Source organism: Nonomuraea mangrovi, from assembly GCF_042681425.1.
GTDB lineage: Bacteria > Actinomycetota > Actinomycetes > Streptosporangiales > Streptosporangiaceae > Nonomuraea > Nonomuraea mangrovi.
Genome location: NZ_JBHUFV010000023.1, coordinates 14,280 through 29,784 on the forward strand (window position 1 = coordinate 14,280; position 15,505 = coordinate 29,784).

The following is a 15,505-nucleotide window of genomic DNA, read 5'->3' on the forward strand; positions in this document are numbered from 1 at the left end:
CACGGGAGGGGCGGCCCGTCCCTCCCGTGATCACCACACGTCGAGCTGCGGGAACCCGTCCTCGCCGTTGCCGCCGCCGAACACCGCCACGCCTGGCCGTTCCAGCCACATGGCGTAGGTGGAGCCGCCGCGTGACCAGGTGACGGCGGGTCTGCCGCGCAGAACGGCGGGCTCGGCGCCCTCCACCATGCCGTCCAGCGCCCCGACCCCGCACACCACGCCCACCGACAGGCGGTCCGAGGTGCCCGGTCTGGTCCAGGTGTAGCCGTAGACCCGTCCCTTCGTGACGATCCCGTCGAAGGCGGAGAACGACGCGCCCAACGGGTACGACTCCGTCAAGGGCGTCTCCTCGGAGCGCCCCGCGACCTGGACGCCCCGCACGGCCTGCCGTCCCGGCAGCGCCTCCCCCGATGGCGGCAGGGTGGCCGATCGCCCGTCGCAGGCGGTCCCGTTGACCGGCTCCATGCTCGGGTCGCGCTCAGGCATGCGCGGCACGGACCCGGTCCGCGGCACCCGCAGGCCCTTCATCGCCCGGTCGATGTCGCGGCTCGCGGTCACGACGACGGCCAGTCCCTCGTCGACCCGCCACACCTCGCGCCTGCCTCCCGGCACGACCGCGCGGATCCTGTCTCCAGGGCCCACCCGCGCGGTGCCTGCCACGCGCACGCCGAGCCGCCCCTCTACCCAGTCCTCCGTGTCGAGGCGGCCCCGGTGGACCTCGACGCGGAGCTCGTCGCCTCCCGCACGCCACAACCCCGTGGTGGAGGTCGAGTACTCGGCGAGGCCCGCCGTGGTGGACACGCGCGTCATGCCGAGGGGGTCGATCCTGATCCCGTCCACCTCGCGCTCGCCCTGTCGCTCCACGCCTGCCACGCGGATGCCCTTCGCCACCGCCATGAGGTCGTTGGCCAGGTCGTCGCTCACGTGGACGCGGACGCCGTAGCCCGGTCTGACCGTCCACAGCGACATCCGGCCCTTGGGGGCGCCGCCGGCGCCCACGACCCTGCCCGTGAGCGCGCGATGCCCGTCCACGATCGTCCCGGTCAGGTCCAGGAAGCGCTCGTCGGTGCCCCACGACACCTCGGACAGGCGCTTCACGGTGCGTGCCCGCTCTCCCCTGACCACCTCGATCGAGATCCAGCTGCCCGCCCTGTTCCACCACCTGCCGAGACCGTCGAGACCGCCGTCCGCGCCCGCCGAGAACCCCGGTGGCAGGTGGGTGACCGTGAGGCCCTCGAAGCTCGCAGGGAGATCACGCGAGGCCGGGACGGGGCTGATTCCTTCGGTGATGCGGTCGATCTCGGGCTCCAGGTTGTCGCTCACCTTCAGGACGAACCCGAGCCCCGGCTCCTGCAGCCACAGCCGTCCATGGCCGACCATCAGGCTTCCCTGCCCGTCCCTGTAGCCCGGCTTCCCGTTGACGGTCGTCCTGATGCCGTCGCCCCAGTCTCCGGCGCTCCAGGCGGCGAGCTCCTTCAGTGAGGCCGCGTGCTGGCCCCTGACGCTGATCAGCGTGACCCGCCTGTCGCCCGCGCCGGTCCACGTCTTCGCCGTCTCCCCGTCGCTCCTCGTCATGACGCCCTCCAGGTGGACGCGGGGCGGAAGGTAGGAGACGCGCATGCCTTCCACGACACCGCCCGCCGGTCCAGTGGGATCGGTCATCAGCAGTTCCTCGGCGATCATGCGCGTCTCGGCGGCGAGGTTCCCGCCGACCGTCACCCTGAGGAGCACGCCCGGCCGTTCGGTCCACACCAGGTCCGTGCCGTCGGCGGAGATCCTGGCCTCCCTGCCCCGCGTGGACGTCCGCCGCCCTCCGGCCATCAGCCCCGGCGTGTCGAGGTCGCCGGTCTCGCCGTACCTGCTGACCCGCACCATGTCGGCGCCCGCGCTCCAGGTCAGCGTGCCCGCCAGCAGCTCGCCTTCGCCCGACCTGCCCTGGACGGGCTCGCCCAGGCCAGGAGGCAGGTGGCGGACCTGGACGTCGTCGAGCGTGCCCGTGGTGCTGGGCGTGGTGGCCACCCGCTGCTCGTCCCTGAGACCCAGCGCCCAGCCGGCCAGCGCCAGCGCGAGCGCGGTCACCACCGCCACGATCCCGTGCCTGGTACGGCGGCGCCGCCGCGAGAGCCGTACCACCTGCTCCACGAGGCCAGGTGCGGCGGCGAGGCGGGCGCTGTCCTCGGCCATCGCCTGCCGCAGCTCGCTCTCAAACATCGCTCGCCACCTCCTCCACGACGATCAGGCCGCGCAGCTTGGCCAGCGCCTTGGCGGCCTGGCTCTTGACCGTGCCGACCGAGCACCCCAGGGTCTCGGCCGTCTGCGCCTCGGTCAGGTCCTCCCAGTAGCGCAGCACCACGACCGCGCGCTGCCTCGGCGGCAGCAGGCGCAACCCGTCGGCGAGGACCTGTCGCAGCTCGACCCCCGAGTCCGCGCCCGCGACCGGCACCTCGGGGAGCGTGCCTGTCGGGATGATGCGCAGGATGGCGCGGCGCCTGGCGCGGTTGATCGCCGTGTTGACGATGATGCGCCTGACGTAGGGCTCGGGGTCGACGTCCTTGCGCAGGCGGTGCCAGTTTCGGTACGCGCGCTCCAGCGCGGTCTGCAGGACGTCCTCCGCGTCCTCGTGCGACCCGCAGGAGAGGTAGGCGAGCCGTAAGAGGCTGGTGCCCCGCGCCGCCACGTAATCGGCGAACGCGGTCACTCGGTGGTCTCCATGTCCCCTGTGTACGTCTGGGCCCGCGAAAGGGTTGCCTCGCCCGGATCAGGCGGGCGACTGGACGGAGGCCGCCAGCGGGATCAGGGACTCCACGAGGGTGTCGCTGACGCGGATCCACGCGCCCGTGCCCGTGCGTTCCAGCCAGACGATCATCATGCCGCCGCTCGGATGGCCGCCGACGACGGCCGGTCTGCCGCGGACCGTGGTCTCGCGGGGCGAGGTGACGGTGGCGCGCCTGCGGTAGGTGTCCCAGTCGGCGGCGACGGTGCCGTGCTCGACCTGGACCTCCACGAACGTGGAGCCCGAGGCGTAGCGGGCCCAGCCACCCTCGACGCCCGGCTCGGGTTCGACGGCGCCGCCGCCCGTGCGGGTGAGCCCCGGCGGCAGGTAGGTGAGCCAGAAGTTGTCGGCGACCACCGTGATGCCGGGGCTGGTCGCCGTCGGGTCCGGCGGGGCGGGGGTGGCGATCGTGGGAGCGGAGGCGGCGTCGACGGACGGCGCGACACGCCCGAAGCCCGAGGAGAAGATGGCGTAGATCGTCAGAACGGTAGCCGCCAGGGCGGCGAGGGCGAGCGCGGCCCGCCGTCCCCCGCCCCGGTCGGCGACTAACTCGTCAGGCGCCATACCTCCTTAGTGCCCACCATCTCCATGATGGTCACTTCGAGGCGCGCACGCCTTCGGCGATCTTCTTCAGCTCGGCGGCGACCGCGTCCATGCCGATCTTCTCGGCTCTCTCCGGGTTCATCGCCACCTCGACGGCCAGGTCGTCGGTGAGCCTGAAGCCGATGGTCGGCGTGCTGGGCTCCGCGCCCTGCTGAGTACCGAGCCTGCTGTGATCGCCTCCCTCGCTGACGCTCGAGAGGTAGGCCCGCCTGTCCCCGATGTCCACGGTCTGGACGTTCTCGTTCCTGATCGCGGCGTCGACCCGCTCGCCGACCTCGCCCTCGTGGACGAAGACCTGGATGCCGTAGTGGCCGGCGGGCGTGTCGGGCGCGTCGAAGGTCGTGGTGTAGGAGGTGCCGCCGGAGGGGCCTGGCCACTTGTTCGACCACGACCCCCACACCAGGCCGTCCGGCAGGTAGCCGAGCGTGATCCCGCCGAACGTGCGGCCGTCCCCGAGGTCGCCGAGGGCGTTGGGCGGCTTGTCCACCAGATACAGCTTGACGGTGGAGCCCGTCTCCACTTCCACGCCAGGCTTGGGATCCTGGCCGAAGACGTCCTCGTCCCCTGTCGTCTTCTCCCCGACCAGGCCGGCCGCCTGCAGGGCCGCCTGCGCCTCCGCGAACGTCTTGTTCGTCACGTCGGGGACGGCCACCTTGGTCACCACCCGGACGGTCGAGGTGCCGCTGGTCACCCCCGCGGCCTCGGGTCCCGCGGTCGCCGCCAGGTAGACGGGCGCCCCCGCGGCCAGGACGGCGACGGCCAGGGCCGCGCCCGCCGTACGGAACCTGAGGACGTGGACGCGGTGCCTCCTGCGGACGCCGCCGCCCAGCGTGGGCGGCGCCTCGACCTCGGCCACACTCGCGGCCATGGCGTCCGTCAGGGCCTCCTCCACCTTCATACGAGCACTCCTTCCTTGATGTTCTGGCGGATTCTGGCGAGCCCCCGCGCCGCCTGACTCTTGACCGTGCCGAGCGAGCAGCCGAGCAGCTGGGCCGTCGCGTGCTCGCTCATGTCCTCCCAGTAGCGCAGCACCAGGACGGCCCGCATCCGCGCGGGCAGCCTGCGCAGCTCGGCGATGAGCGTGTCGCGCAGATCGAGATCGGGCGTGCTCGCCTCGGTCTCGGGCGGCCTGGAGAACATGATCTCCTGGATGACCTTGCGGCGGCGGGCGGCGGAGATGGCCGCGTTCACCACGGTCCTGCGCGCGTAGGCGTCGGGGTTGTCGTGCCTGATACGCGGCCAGTGCCGGTAGACCTTCTCCAGGGCGTGCTGGACGAGGTCCTCCGCGTCGTGCTGCGTCGCGCCGCAGACCAGGATCGCGGTGCGCAGCAAGGACGTGCTCCGGGCGGCGAGGAATTCGTCGAAAGCCGCCTCATCTTCTTCCTTCATCAGCGAGGTCCCCTTTCGCCCCTCCCAACGCGTCAACCCCCCGGCGGGTTGAGTGGCACCATATGGAAATGCCACGTCCCCTCTCCGCGCTGCCCAAGGCCCACCTGCACCTGCACTTCACCGGTTCGATGAGGCATTCGACGCTGATCGAGCTGGCCAGGGAGCAGGGCCTGCACCTGCCCGACGCGCTGGAAGAGGACTGGCCGCCCCAGCTCCACGCGACGGACGAGCGGGGCTGGTTCAGGTTCCAGCGCCTCTACGACATCGCCAGGTCGGTACTGCGCCGCGAGGAGGACATCTACCGCCTGGTACGCGAGGCGGCGGAGGACGAGGCGGCGGAGGGTTCGGGCTGGCTGGAGATCCAGGTCGACCCTTCGGGGTTCGCCTCCAGGTTCGGCGGGCTGACCGCGACGCTCGAGCTCATGCTCGACGCCGTCGACAGGGCCGCCGAGGAGACGAGGATCGGCATCGCGACGGTCGTGGCGGCCAACAGGACCAGGCACCCGCTCGACGCCAGGACGCTGGCCAGGCTCGCCACCCAGTACCAGGGCAGAGGCGTGGTCGGCTTCGGCCTGTCGAACGACGAGCGGCGCGGACGGGCGCGCGACTTCGACCACGCGTTCAGGATCGCCAAGCGCGCTGACCTGATCGCCGTGCCGCACGGCGGCGAGCTGCTGGGCCCCGAAAGCGTCGAGGAGTGCGTCTACGACCTCGGCGCCGACAGGGTGGGCCACGGCGTGCGGGCGGCCGAGTCGCCGCGGCTGATGGAACGGCTGGCCGACCGGCAGATCTGCTGCGAGGTGTGCCCGACGTCGAACGTGGGGCTCGGCGTGGTCGCGGACGCGTCGGAGGTTCCGCTGCGGCGGCTGTTCGACGCCGGAGTGCCGGTCGCGCTGGGCGCCGACGACCCGCTGCTGTTCGGCGCGCGGCTGCTCGCGCAGTACGAGCTGGCCAGGGAGGTCTACGGGTTCTCCGACGCCGAGCTGGCGGAGCTGGCCAGGCAGTCGATCAGGTCGTCGACCGCTCCTGAGCCGGTGCGCAAGGAACTGCTGCAGGGCGTGGACGACTGGCTGACCTCACCGGAGTGAGGCGGCGATCTCCAACGCCCGCCGCTTGTCCTTCACCCCTTCGAGCCTGATGGCCACCTCGCCGTCGAACCAGACGAGCGTCGGGCCGGCCAGGCGCAGCGGCAGCTCGGTGCCGTCCTTCCTGTCGACACGGCTGAGCGCGTGCTCGCGGTCGATCCACCAGCCTTCGGCGCCGTCGACGCGGACGTTGTCGGGCCACGGTTCGCCTAGCTGCTTGACGAAGTAGGGCGCCAGGCCCTCGAACTGGTCGACCCTGACGCCGTCGGGCCAGAACATGGAGACGATCCTGGCGCCGTCGCTGACGGTGACGCGGTCGGGGGCGTCCAGCTCGCCGGGCACCTTCACCGGGAACGTCACCAGTCGCCGGGCGTCGTCGAGGGTGACGTCCCGCTCTCCCGGCAGCGGCACGGGAGACGGGGGCGGCGTGCCGTTCTCTCCGACGCGCAGCTCGATCCCGGCCAGACGCAGGATGTGGACGACGGCCGCCCTGCCCTGCGGGGTGGCCGCGGTGAGCGCGACGACCGCGACCACGACAGCGGCTACCAGCCCCCACCTGGACCTCCCCCACCGTCGCCGCCGAGCCGGCCTGTGATCGCCGCGCGACCCGCCTCCCTCACCGGGAGCAGGCGGGGTCGCGGGCGCGGGCACGGACTCGGGCACGGACTCGGGGGCGGGTTGTTCGAGGCGGGCCCGTACGGCGGCCGCGACGTCGGCGGGCGGCGGAGCGGCGGGCACGTCGAGGAAGTCGGCGAGCGCCACGAGCTCGGCCTCGAGGCCGTCGTCGGCCGGCGAGCCCACGCCGTGCTCGTCCTCCGGCGAGCCCAGATCAGGCTTGTCGTCAGGCGAGGTCACGTCCCACCTCCTCCCTCAGCCGGGCCAGACCGCGATGCGTCCTGGACTTGACCGTGCCGACCGGCCAGTCGAGCACCTGCGCCGTCTCCTGTTCCGACAGCTGCAAGAAGTACCGGCAGACAACGGCTTCCCGTTCCCGATCAGGCAGCTCCCGCACCGCGGCCAGCAACCGCGCCCTGCGGTCGTCGGCGATCGCCGTGCCCTCGGGGTCGTCGGGCGCCTGGGCCGGGGTGAGCGCCCCCAGCCGCAGCGTCAGCTCCGACCTGCGCCCGCGGGAACGGGTCAGGTTGTGCGTCTCGTTGGCGACGATCCGCAGCAGCCACGGACGGAACGGCGCGTCCTTCCTGAAGCCACCCAGGTGCCTGAACGCCTTCACGAACGCTTCCTGCACCACGTCCTCGGCCTCGTCGCCCGCTCCCAGCATGGCGGCGGTGCGGTGGGCGAGCGCGCTGTAGCGGGCGACCAGCGCCTCGTAGGCGGCGAGGTCGCCGGCGAGGGAGCGGGCTATCGCCTCGTCGTCGTCCATGGGCAGGAGAGATTCCACCGCATGAACGCGGCTTCCGTCCATAACGTGATTCCCAGTTGTGACCGGGCACTAGACTCGGGCGGACCGGCTTTCCATGGAGGAACGGACTTATGTCATCTGGGTACGACCGCGTGGTCCAACCTGCCGCCGGCGACGAGGCTCTGGAAAACCACCTCGGCGGCGACGAGGCGAAGAACTACCGGCAGTACGAGTTCGACATGGTCGCCCCCCACGTCGGCCGCTCGATGCTCGAGATCGGCTCCGGTCTCGGCCACTTCGCCGAGCAGTTCCTGCCGCGCCTCGACCGGCTCGTGGTGAGCGACTTCGACCCCTACTGCGTCGAGCAGCTGCGCAAGCGCTTCGCCGACCGCTCCGAGATCGACGTGCTGCACTTCGCGCTCCCGGACGCCGTTCCGATGGAGGACAAGGTCGACACCGTCGTGATGATGAACGTCCTCGAGCACATCGAGGAGGACGCCGAGGCGCTGCGCTCACTGGCCCGCGTCGTCAAGCCGGGCGGCCGGATCATCATCTGGGTGCCGGGCTACATGCAGCTCTACGGAGACTTCGACAAGAAGGTCGGCCACGTCCAGCGCTACACGCCGAAGACGCTGCGCAGCTCGGTCGCCAAGGCGGGGCTCGACATCGACGTGCTCAAGCCGATCAACTTCCTGGGCGGCATCGCCTGGTGGGCGGCCGTCCGCCGCGGCGGCGTCGGCTACCCCGACCCGCGCCTGGTCAAGATCTACGACAGGACCGTGGTGCCCGCGACCCGCCTGATCGAGCGCTTCATCCGCCCGCCCTTCGGGCAGACGGTCTTCTGCGTCGCCCGCGTCCCCTCCTGACCTTCGCCGGATTCCGCGCGACGGAGCCCTTCTGCTTCTGCTTCTGCGTCTGCGAAGCGCGTCTGCTTCTCCACCGCGAGGCCTGCTTCTGTACAGCGAGTTCGCGTCTGTACGGCAAGCCACGCCACGGCCACCGGGGTCACTCGGTGGCCGTCCGTCTTTCACGCGTGCGCCGGCAGGACTCCGGCCGGTCGCCGTCACGTCGCCCGGTCCACAGTGCGGCGTGCGGTCCACGGTGCGGCGTGCGGGCGCGGGCGGCTCGTCTGAGGCCCAGGCCCACCTTCTCGACGCCGGACTCCGCGCTCCCCTGGAACCGAAGCCGCCACGCCGGCTCCTTCGCCCCGAAGCCGCCACGTCGGCGACCCCGGCGTCTGCCGCCCCTGCCCCGCACGCTCGTCGAGCGTCTCCCTGGAGGGACGCCGGCCACGCGCGGAGGGTGGGCTTCACCCCGCTTGCCGTACGGACCTCGCTGACAGCCGCACGCCACCGCCTCGGCCGGTCCCGAGATCGGGGTGGGCTTCGCGCCGCTCGCCGGGCGGAGAACGCGTGCACGCCGCGCGGCGGGAGAGGGCACGCGAGATCGGGGGGTGGTCAGGGGTAGGGGGTGGGATCAGAATCCGAAGAAAGCGGTAAACGGAGATGGGCGGCCGTTATGACCGAGTACGCGCAGGCGCGAGAGGTCGCGGAGCAGGCCAGGCAGGCCGAGTGGGAGCGGCCGAGCTTCGGCAGGCAGCTGTTCCTCGGGAACTTCAGGCTCGATCTGGTGCATCCGATCCCCGCGCTCGACGAAGCCGCCACCAAGAAGGGCGAGGATTTCGTCCGGGCACTGCGGCGTTTCCTCGACAGCCGGGTGGATCCCGCGGAGATCGAGCGGACGGCGGTGGTGCCCGACCAGGTGATCAGGGGGCTGGCGACCCTCGGCGCGTTCGGGATCACGATCGAGGAGGAGTACGGCGGCCTGGGCCTGTCCCACCTCTACTACAGCCGCGCGCTCATGCTCGTCGGCTCCTACTCTCCGGCGCTGTCGGCGCTGCTGTCGGCGCACCAGTCGATCGGGGTGCCGCAGCCGCTGCGGCTGTTCGGCACGGAGGAGCAGAAGCGGGAGTTCCTGCCGCGCTGCGCGCGCGGCGAGATCTCGGCGTTCCTGCTGACGGAGCCCGATGTGGGGTCCGATCCTGCGCGGCTGGCGACGACGGCGACGCCCGACGGCGACGAGTACGTGCTCGACGGCGTCAAGCTGTGGACGACGAACGGCGTGCTCGCCGATCTGCTGGTCGTCATGGCGCGGACGGGCGGGAAGATCAGCGCTTTCGTGGTGGAGGCGAGCTCGCCCGGCATCACCGTGCAGCGGCGCAACGCGTTCATGGGTCTGCGCGGCATCGAGAACGGTGTGACCAGGTTCGACGGGGTCCGCGTTCCTGCCGGTAACAGGATCGGCCGTGAGGGCGAAGGGCTGAAGATCGCGCTCACGACGCTGAACACCGGTCGCCTGTCGCTGCCCGCCACCTGCGCGGGCAACGCCAAGTGGGCGGTGAAGGTCGCACGGGAGTGGTGCGGCGCGCGGGTGCAGTGGGGGCGCAGGATCGGCGAGCACGAGGCGGTCGCGACCAAGCTGGCCTTCATCGCGGCCACCGCCTACGCGCTGGAGGCGGTCATGGACCTGTCGAGCAGGCTGGCCGACGACGAGTCGAACGACATCAGGATCGAGGCCGCGCTGGCCAAGCTGTTCGCCACCGAGATGGCGTGGCGGGTGGGTGACGAACTGGTCCAGATCAGGGGCGGGCGCGGTTACGAGACGGCGGAGTCACTGGCCGCGAGGGGCGAGAGGGGTGTGCCGGCCGAGCAGATCCTCAGGGACCTGCGCATCAACCGGATCTTCGAGGGCTCGTCGGAGATCATGCGGTTGCTGATCGCGCGCGAGGCCGTGGACGCGCACCTGTCGGTGGCGGGCGAGCTGATCGACCCTGACGCCTCCCGGCAGGAAAGGGCGAAGGCGTTGCGGCGCGCCGGCGCCTTCTACGCCAGGTGGCTGCCCGGCCTGGTGGTGGGCCACGGCACGCTGCCCGTCTCCTACGCCGACTTCGGCCCGCTGGCCCATCATCTGCGGCAGGTGGAGCGCAGTAGCCGCAAGCTGGCCAGGTCGACCTTCTACGCGATGTCGAGGTGGCAGGGCGGTCTGGAGCACAAGCAGGCCTTCCTCGGCAGGGTCGTCGACATCGGCGCCGAGCTGTTCGCGATGACCGCGGTCTGCGTGCGGGCGGACGAGGACTCGCGGGATCTCGGCCGCCGCCCTGTGGAACTGGCGGACGCGTTCTGCCGTCAGGCGGCCGACAGGGTCGACGCGCTGTTCGACCGGCTGTGGCGGAACACCGACGCGCAGGACGCCAGGGTGGCCCGGTATCTGCTCGACGGCCGGTACACCTTCCTCGAGGAAGGGGTGCTCGATCCGTCCATCGACGGCCCGTTGATCGCCTCGCCATCAGGTGACGAGGACGTCCGGCGGCATCTCGGTGCTTGATATGTGATGTCGACGGGCTTGTTTCACTCAAAAATGTGCAGGATGCTCGTCATAACGCCGCACCTGCTCCATCCGGTCTAGACCGGTTGAGGGCGTTCGATGGCCTCGATGTTTTCAAACCGATACCCACCGGTATAGACCGGCTGCGGAACACGGGCTTACTCTGACGCAAACGCGTGGAGCAGCGGCTCGCGCACACCCCAATCCCTGGGCGGTGTCAGGTGGCTGGTACGGACCAGCGCGCCCGTCCGACGAGAAGGCGGTATCTACGGTGAACATCAAGCTTGTGGGCGGCGCCGCTCTCGGCCTTGCCACCATGCTGGTCCTGTCCGCGTGCGGGGGCGGCTCCCAGCCCGCGACGGGCGGCGACTCCACAGGACAGGCCGACGGCCCGGTCACGCTGAAGATGGTCGCGGCCGACTACGGCGACAACCCGACGGCCGACAACGCCGGCACGAAGTTCTGGAAGTCGGTCGTCGACGGGTTCCAGGCGGCCAACCCCAACATCAAGGTCGACGTCCAGGTCATCTCCTGGAACGACATCGACAAGCAGGTCGCCACCATGGTCCAGAACGGCCAGGCGCCCGACATCCTGCAGACCGGCGACTACTCCGGCTTCGTCAAGGACCAGCTGCTCTACAAGACCGACGAGGTCCTCTCGCCGGAAGTGTCGAAGGACATGCTCACCAAGTTCGCCGACTTCGGGAAGGTCGACGGCACCGCGTACGGCATCCCGTTCGTCTCCTCGGCTCGGGCGCTCTTCTACAACAAGGAGCTGTTCGAGAAGGCCGGCATCGCCGAGCCGCCGAAGACGTGGGACGAGCTCAAGGCCGCCGCGGAGAAGCTGAAGGCCGCCGGCGTCAGCCAGCCGTTCGGCCTCCCGCTGGGCCAGGAGGAGGCGCAGGCCGAGTCCTTCCTGTGGATGCTGGGCAACGGCGGCGGCTACACCGACGCCTCCGGCAAGTGGACGGTCAACTCCCCGGCGAACGTCGAGGCCTTCCAGTACGTCAAGGGCCTGGTCGACGCGGGCCTCACCACCCCCAACCCGGGCACCAAGGACCGTAAGACGGTCTGGGAGGACTTCGCCGCCGGCAAGGTCGGCATGGTCAACGGCGGCCCCATGTCCATCCCGATCTTCGACAAGGGCGCCGTGAGCGGCAAGTACGCCGTCGCCCCGATCGCCGGCAAGACCGGTCCGCTCGACACCACCCTGGGCGTCATGGACTGGATCATGGCGTTCAACAAGAACGGCCACGCCGCCGAGATCAAGAAGTTCTTCGACTTCTTCTACACCGGTGACGCCACCCAGAAGATCGTCGACAACTACAAGCTGCTGCCCGTCACCAACGGCGGCATCCAGAAGCTGTCGGGTGACGAGAAGCTCAAGCCCTTCCTCGACGCGCTGCCCAACGCCAGCTTCTACCCCTTCAAGGACCCCAAGTGGTCCGAGGTGAACACGACGATCAAGCAGACGATCGGCGGGGCCGTCAAGGACGACCCGGCGAAGGTGCTCGGCGACATCCAGAAGGTCGCCGAGGGCAGCTGATCCTCTGGGATCGGTACGGCCGGCGCCTACCGCGCCGGCCGTACCCACATGGAAGGTTCCTTATGAAAAGGTTGCGCGTCCTGGAGCCCCTGGCTTGGGTCGGGCCTGCGGTGGTGCTGATCGCCCTGGTCGTCCTCTGGCCGGTCATCGAGATGGTTCGGACGTCATTCCTGGAGGTCAGCCGGTTCGGCGTCGTCCGGGGCTGGAACGGCACCAAGAACTACGACAAGCTCTTCGCCGAGACCGACTTCTGGCCCGTGATGTTCCGCAGCCTCGTCTGGGTCGTCGCGGTCGTCGGGTTCACCGTGCTCATCTCGCTGGCGCTGGCCCAGCTGTTCAACCAGAGGTTCCCTGGCCGCAAGATCGCCCGGTGGGCGCTCATCGCCCCGTGGGCCGCCTCGGTGCTCATGACGTCGATCATCTTCAAGTGGATGCTCGACCCCGAGGTCGGGATCATCAACCTGATCAGGCGTGACCTCGGGCTGATCCCCGCGATGGGCGGCGCCGACGCCGACCAGCTCGGGCAGGCCGCCACCGCGTTCCCCTGGCTGATCTTCGTGGCGGTGTTCGTGTCCGTGCCGTTCACCACCTACGCGCTGCTGGCCGGTCTGGCCACCATCCCGTCGGACGTCTACGAGGCGGCCAAGATGGACGGCGCCTCCAAGTTCAGGACGTACTGGTCGATCACGCTCCCGCTGCTGCGCCCCGCGCTGACCGTCGCCGCGCTCATCAACGTGATGAACGTCTTCAACAGCTTCCCGATCATCTGGTCGATGACCCACGGCCAGCCCGGCTACTCCACCGCGACCTCGACCATCTTCATGTTCATCCTCAAGGGTTCGAACATCGGCGAGTCGGCCGCGATGTCCGTGGTGAACTTCGGCATGGTGATCATCCTCACCGCCATCTTCCTCAAGATCTCCAAGTGGAAGCAGGAGGTGGCGTGATGGCCCACTCGCGTCCCGTCACGGGCGGCCCCATGCCGTCGGTCAAGAAGGTGGTCGTCGCGGCCTCCGCGTACGTGATCGCGTTCATCTTCCTGTTCCCCTACCTGGTCATGCTGCTCACCGCGCTGCGGCCGCAGAGCAGCCTGCGGGAGGCGGCCTACCTGCCGACGTCGTTCGAGTGGTCGAACCTGCTGAACTTCTGGACCGGCGGCCTGGCCGACAACCTGCTCGTGACGCTGAAGGTGGCGGGCGGCTCGACGCTGCTGGTGCTGGTGGTGGCGCTGCCCGCCGCGTACTACTCGGCCAGGCACAACTTCAGGGGGCGCACGGCGTTCCTGATCCTGGTGCTGATCACCCAGATGTTCCAGCCGACCGCGATGCTGGTCGGCATCTACCGGGAGTTCTTCCAGTTCGGCCTGGTCGACTCGACGTGGTCGCTGATCCTGGTCAACGGCGGGTTCAACCTGGCGTTCGCGGTGTGGATCCTCAACGCCTACTTCGCCTCCATCCCGAGGGAACTGGAGGAGGCGGCGTTCATGGACGGGAACGGGCGCTTCGGCGCGCTGTTCAGGATCACGCTGCCGCTGGCGATGCCCGGCGTGATCACCGCGCTGATCTTCACGTTCATCGCCGCGTGGAACGAGTTCGTTGTCGCGCTGACGCTGACGACCAGCCCGGAGAACCAGCCGCTGACGGTGGCGCTGAACTCCTTCATCGGGCAGTACTCGGTGGACTGGCAGAACCTGTTCGCCGGCTCGGTGATCGCCACCATCCCGGTGATCATCCTGTTCGCCCTGATCGAGCGCAAGGTGGTCGGCGGGCTGACCGCCGGATCCATCAAGTAGGCCCCCTCCCGAGCCGCCGCCCGCCCTACCCTCCGGCGGGCGGCGGCGCCGTCTTCCCTGGGGTCTTCGTGAGCTCGGCGACGGCAGCCCCGCCCAGCCGGCCGCTTCGATTCCGGTGACCGGTGAGGCGACCGCCACAGGCACAGAGCAAGGTTCTGTTGTAACCTCTCACTGACGACCGAATGTTGCTCGGTTTCGACCCGGGAGGCACAGTGGCAGAGGCGTACATCGTCGGGGCGGTCCGCACCCCCGTCGGTAAGAAGAAGGGCGGCCTTTCCACCGTCCACCCCACCGACCTGGCCGCGCTCACACTGAAGGAGCTCATCGCCAGGACAGGCGTCGACCCCGCGGCGGTCGAGGACGTCATCATGGGCTGCGTCATGCAGTTCGGCCCCCAGAGCATGGACATCGCCCGCAACGCCTGGCTGAGCGCCGGACTGCCGGAGACCACGGCGGGCGTCACCATCGACCGCCAGTGCGGCTCGTCGCAGCAGTCGATCCACTTCGCCGCCCAGGGCGTGCTGTCCGGCACCCAGGACCTGGTGGTGGCGGCGGGCGTCGAGTCGATGAGCATCGTCCCGATGGGCTCGTCGATCACGGCCGCGCTGGAGAAGGGCATGCCGTTCCCGTTCGGCGACATGTGGGTCGAGCGGTACGGCAAGCAGGAGATCTCCCAGTTCCGCGGCGCCGAGCTGATGTGCGAGAAATGGGGCCTCACCCGCGAGGAACTGGAGAAGTACGCCTTCGAGTCGCACCAGCGCGCCGCCAAGGCCATCGCGAACGGCTACTTCAAGGACCAGATCGTCGCCGTCAACGGCGTCGAGGACGACGAGGGCCCCCGCGCCGACACCACGCTGGAGAAGATGGCGGGGCTCAAGACGCTGAAGGAAGGCGGTGTGATCACCGCGGCGACCTCGTCGCAGATCTCCGACGGCTCCGGCGCGCTCCTCATCGCCTCGGAGCAGGCCGTACGCGATCACGGTCTGACCCCTAGGGCCCGCATCCACCAGCTCGCCCTCACCGGCGACGACCCCGTCTACATGCTCACCGCGCCCATTCCCGCCACCCAGAAGGCGCTGAAGAAGGCCGGCATGTCGATCGACGACATCGACGTCACCGAGATCAACGAGGCGTTCGCGCCCGTGCCGCTGGCGTGGATGCGCGAGCTGGGCGCCGACCCCGCCAAGGTCAACCCGAACGGCGGCGCGATCGCCCTCGGACACCCCCTGGGAGGCACCGGCGCGATCCTGATGACCAAGCTGCTGCACGAGCTCGAGCGCACCGGCGGCCAGTACGGCCTGCAGACGATGTGCGAGGGCGGCGGCCAGGCCAACGTCACGATCATCGAGCGCCTCTGACAGACCCGCCGGGCCGGCCATGGGGACGCTGGCGGGCTTCCCCTCGCAGTCGTGACCGGCCCGGCGCCCGTCATCCCCTGCACGCCGCGGGCCGCTCACCCGAGACGGCGCGAACGTCGACCGCCAGGTGTCCCCCGAGACGGCGCGTCCTCGCGCCACCGCCCGCCGGGCCGGAACCGATGGTGCCTCAAGGTCGTGGGCCGCCCCCCGGAGGA

The 15,505-nt window shown here is 70.1% G+C and carries 14 protein-coding genes; 7 read left to right on the forward strand and 7 right to left on the reverse strand.

What is annotated here, in order from left to right; genetic code table 11:
* Positions 1-30: 30 nt before the first annotated feature.
* From ACFSKW_RS16175 to ACFSKW_RS16195, 5 genes are read right to left on the reverse strand one after another with little or no spacing between them, the layout of a single operon-like run.
* The gene (locus tag ACFSKW_RS16175) at positions 31-2,211 is read right to left on the reverse strand and encodes a hypothetical protein (protein ID WP_379573058.1); all 2,181 of its coding nucleotides are present in this window, start codon (positions 2,209-2,211) and stop codon (positions 31-33) included.
* Positions 2,204-2,698 (reverse strand): SigE family RNA polymerase sigma factor, encoded by a 495-nt coding sequence (locus ACFSKW_RS16180; RefSeq protein ID WP_379573059.1) that lies wholly within the window; start codon positions 2,696-2,698, stop codon positions 2,204-2,206. The genes ACFSKW_RS16175 and ACFSKW_RS16180 overlap by 8 nt, the downstream gene beginning before the upstream one ends.
* Positions 2,699-2,758: 60 nt before the next feature.
* Positions 2,759-3,337 carry a hypothetical protein gene (locus tag ACFSKW_RS16185; protein ID WP_379573060.1) on the reverse strand — a complete coding sequence of 193 codons (579 nt, stop codon included), beginning with the start codon at positions 3,335-3,337 and terminating at the stop codon, positions 2,759-2,761.
* A 31-nt stretch (positions 3,338-3,368) separates the two neighbouring features.
* The gene (locus tag ACFSKW_RS16190) at positions 3,369-4,274 is read right to left on the reverse strand and encodes a PASTA domain-containing protein (protein ID WP_379573061.1); all 906 of its coding nucleotides are present in this window, start codon (positions 4,272-4,274) and stop codon (positions 3,369-3,371) included.
* Positions 4,271-4,765, reverse strand: a complete 495-nt coding sequence (locus tag ACFSKW_RS16195; protein WP_379573062.1) for a SigE family RNA polymerase sigma factor — start codon at positions 4,763-4,765, stop codon at positions 4,271-4,273. The genes ACFSKW_RS16190 and ACFSKW_RS16195 overlap by 4 nt, the downstream gene beginning before the upstream one ends.
* A gap of 62 nt (positions 4,766-4,827) precedes the next feature.
* On the opposite strand from ACFSKW_RS16195, the gene ACFSKW_RS16200 reads away from it, so the two are divergent.
* Positions 4,828-5,853 (forward strand): adenosine deaminase, encoded by a 1,026-nt coding sequence (locus tag ACFSKW_RS16200; RefSeq protein WP_379573063.1) that lies wholly within the window; start codon positions 4,828-4,830, stop codon positions 5,851-5,853.
* Here ACFSKW_RS16200 and ACFSKW_RS16205 read toward each other — a convergent pair.
* Positions 5,842-6,705, reverse strand: coding sequence for a hypothetical protein (locus ACFSKW_RS16205; protein ID WP_379573064.1), 864 nt, complete (start codon positions 6,703-6,705; stop codon positions 5,842-5,844). The two genes, ACFSKW_RS16200 and ACFSKW_RS16205, sit on opposite strands and share 12 nt — an antisense overlap.
* Positions 6,692-7,249 carry an RNA polymerase sigma factor gene (locus ACFSKW_RS16210; protein WP_379573065.1) on the reverse strand — a complete coding sequence of 186 codons (558 nt, stop codon included), beginning with the start codon at positions 7,247-7,249 and terminating at the stop codon, positions 6,692-6,694. The genes ACFSKW_RS16205 and ACFSKW_RS16210 overlap by 14 nt, the downstream gene beginning before the upstream one ends.
* A 92-nt stretch (positions 7,250-7,341) precedes the next feature.
* On the opposite strand from ACFSKW_RS16210, the gene ACFSKW_RS16215 reads away from it, so the two are divergent.
* From ACFSKW_RS16215 to ACFSKW_RS16240, 6 genes are all read left to right on the forward strand, one after another.
* The gene (locus tag ACFSKW_RS16215) at positions 7,342-8,076 is read left to right on the forward strand and encodes a class I SAM-dependent methyltransferase (protein ID WP_379573066.1); all 735 of its coding nucleotides are present in this window, start codon (positions 7,342-7,344) and stop codon (positions 8,074-8,076) included.
* Positions 8,077-8,728: 652 nt separating this feature from the next.
* The gene (locus tag ACFSKW_RS16220; RefSeq protein ID WP_379573067.1) at positions 8,729-10,594 is read left to right on the forward strand and encodes an acyl-CoA dehydrogenase family protein; all 1,866 of its coding nucleotides are present in this window, start codon (positions 8,729-8,731) and stop codon (positions 10,592-10,594) included.
* Positions 10,595-10,865: 271 nt separating this feature from the next.
* Positions 10,866-12,140 carry an extracellular solute-binding protein gene (locus tag ACFSKW_RS16225; protein ID WP_379573068.1) on the forward strand — a complete coding sequence of 425 codons (1,275 nt, stop codon included), beginning with the start codon at positions 10,866-10,868 and terminating at the stop codon, positions 12,138-12,140.
* 62 nt (positions 12,141-12,202) lie between these two features.
* Positions 12,203-13,087 (forward strand): carbohydrate ABC transporter permease, encoded by an 885-nt coding sequence (locus ACFSKW_RS16230; RefSeq protein WP_379573069.1) that lies wholly within the window; start codon positions 12,203-12,205, stop codon positions 13,085-13,087.
* Positions 13,087-13,932, forward strand: a complete 846-nt coding sequence (locus ACFSKW_RS16235; RefSeq protein ID WP_379573070.1) for a carbohydrate ABC transporter permease — start codon at positions 13,087-13,089, stop codon at positions 13,930-13,932. Before ACFSKW_RS16230 ends, ACFSKW_RS16235 begins: the two co-directional genes overlap by 1 nt.
* Before the next feature lie 212 nt (positions 13,933-14,144).
* Positions 14,145-15,290 carry an acetyl-CoA C-acetyltransferase gene (locus ACFSKW_RS16240; RefSeq protein WP_379573071.1) on the forward strand — a complete coding sequence of 382 codons (1,146 nt, stop codon included), beginning with the start codon at positions 14,145-14,147 and terminating at the stop codon, positions 15,288-15,290.
* Positions 15,291-15,505 lie beyond the last annotated feature (215 nt).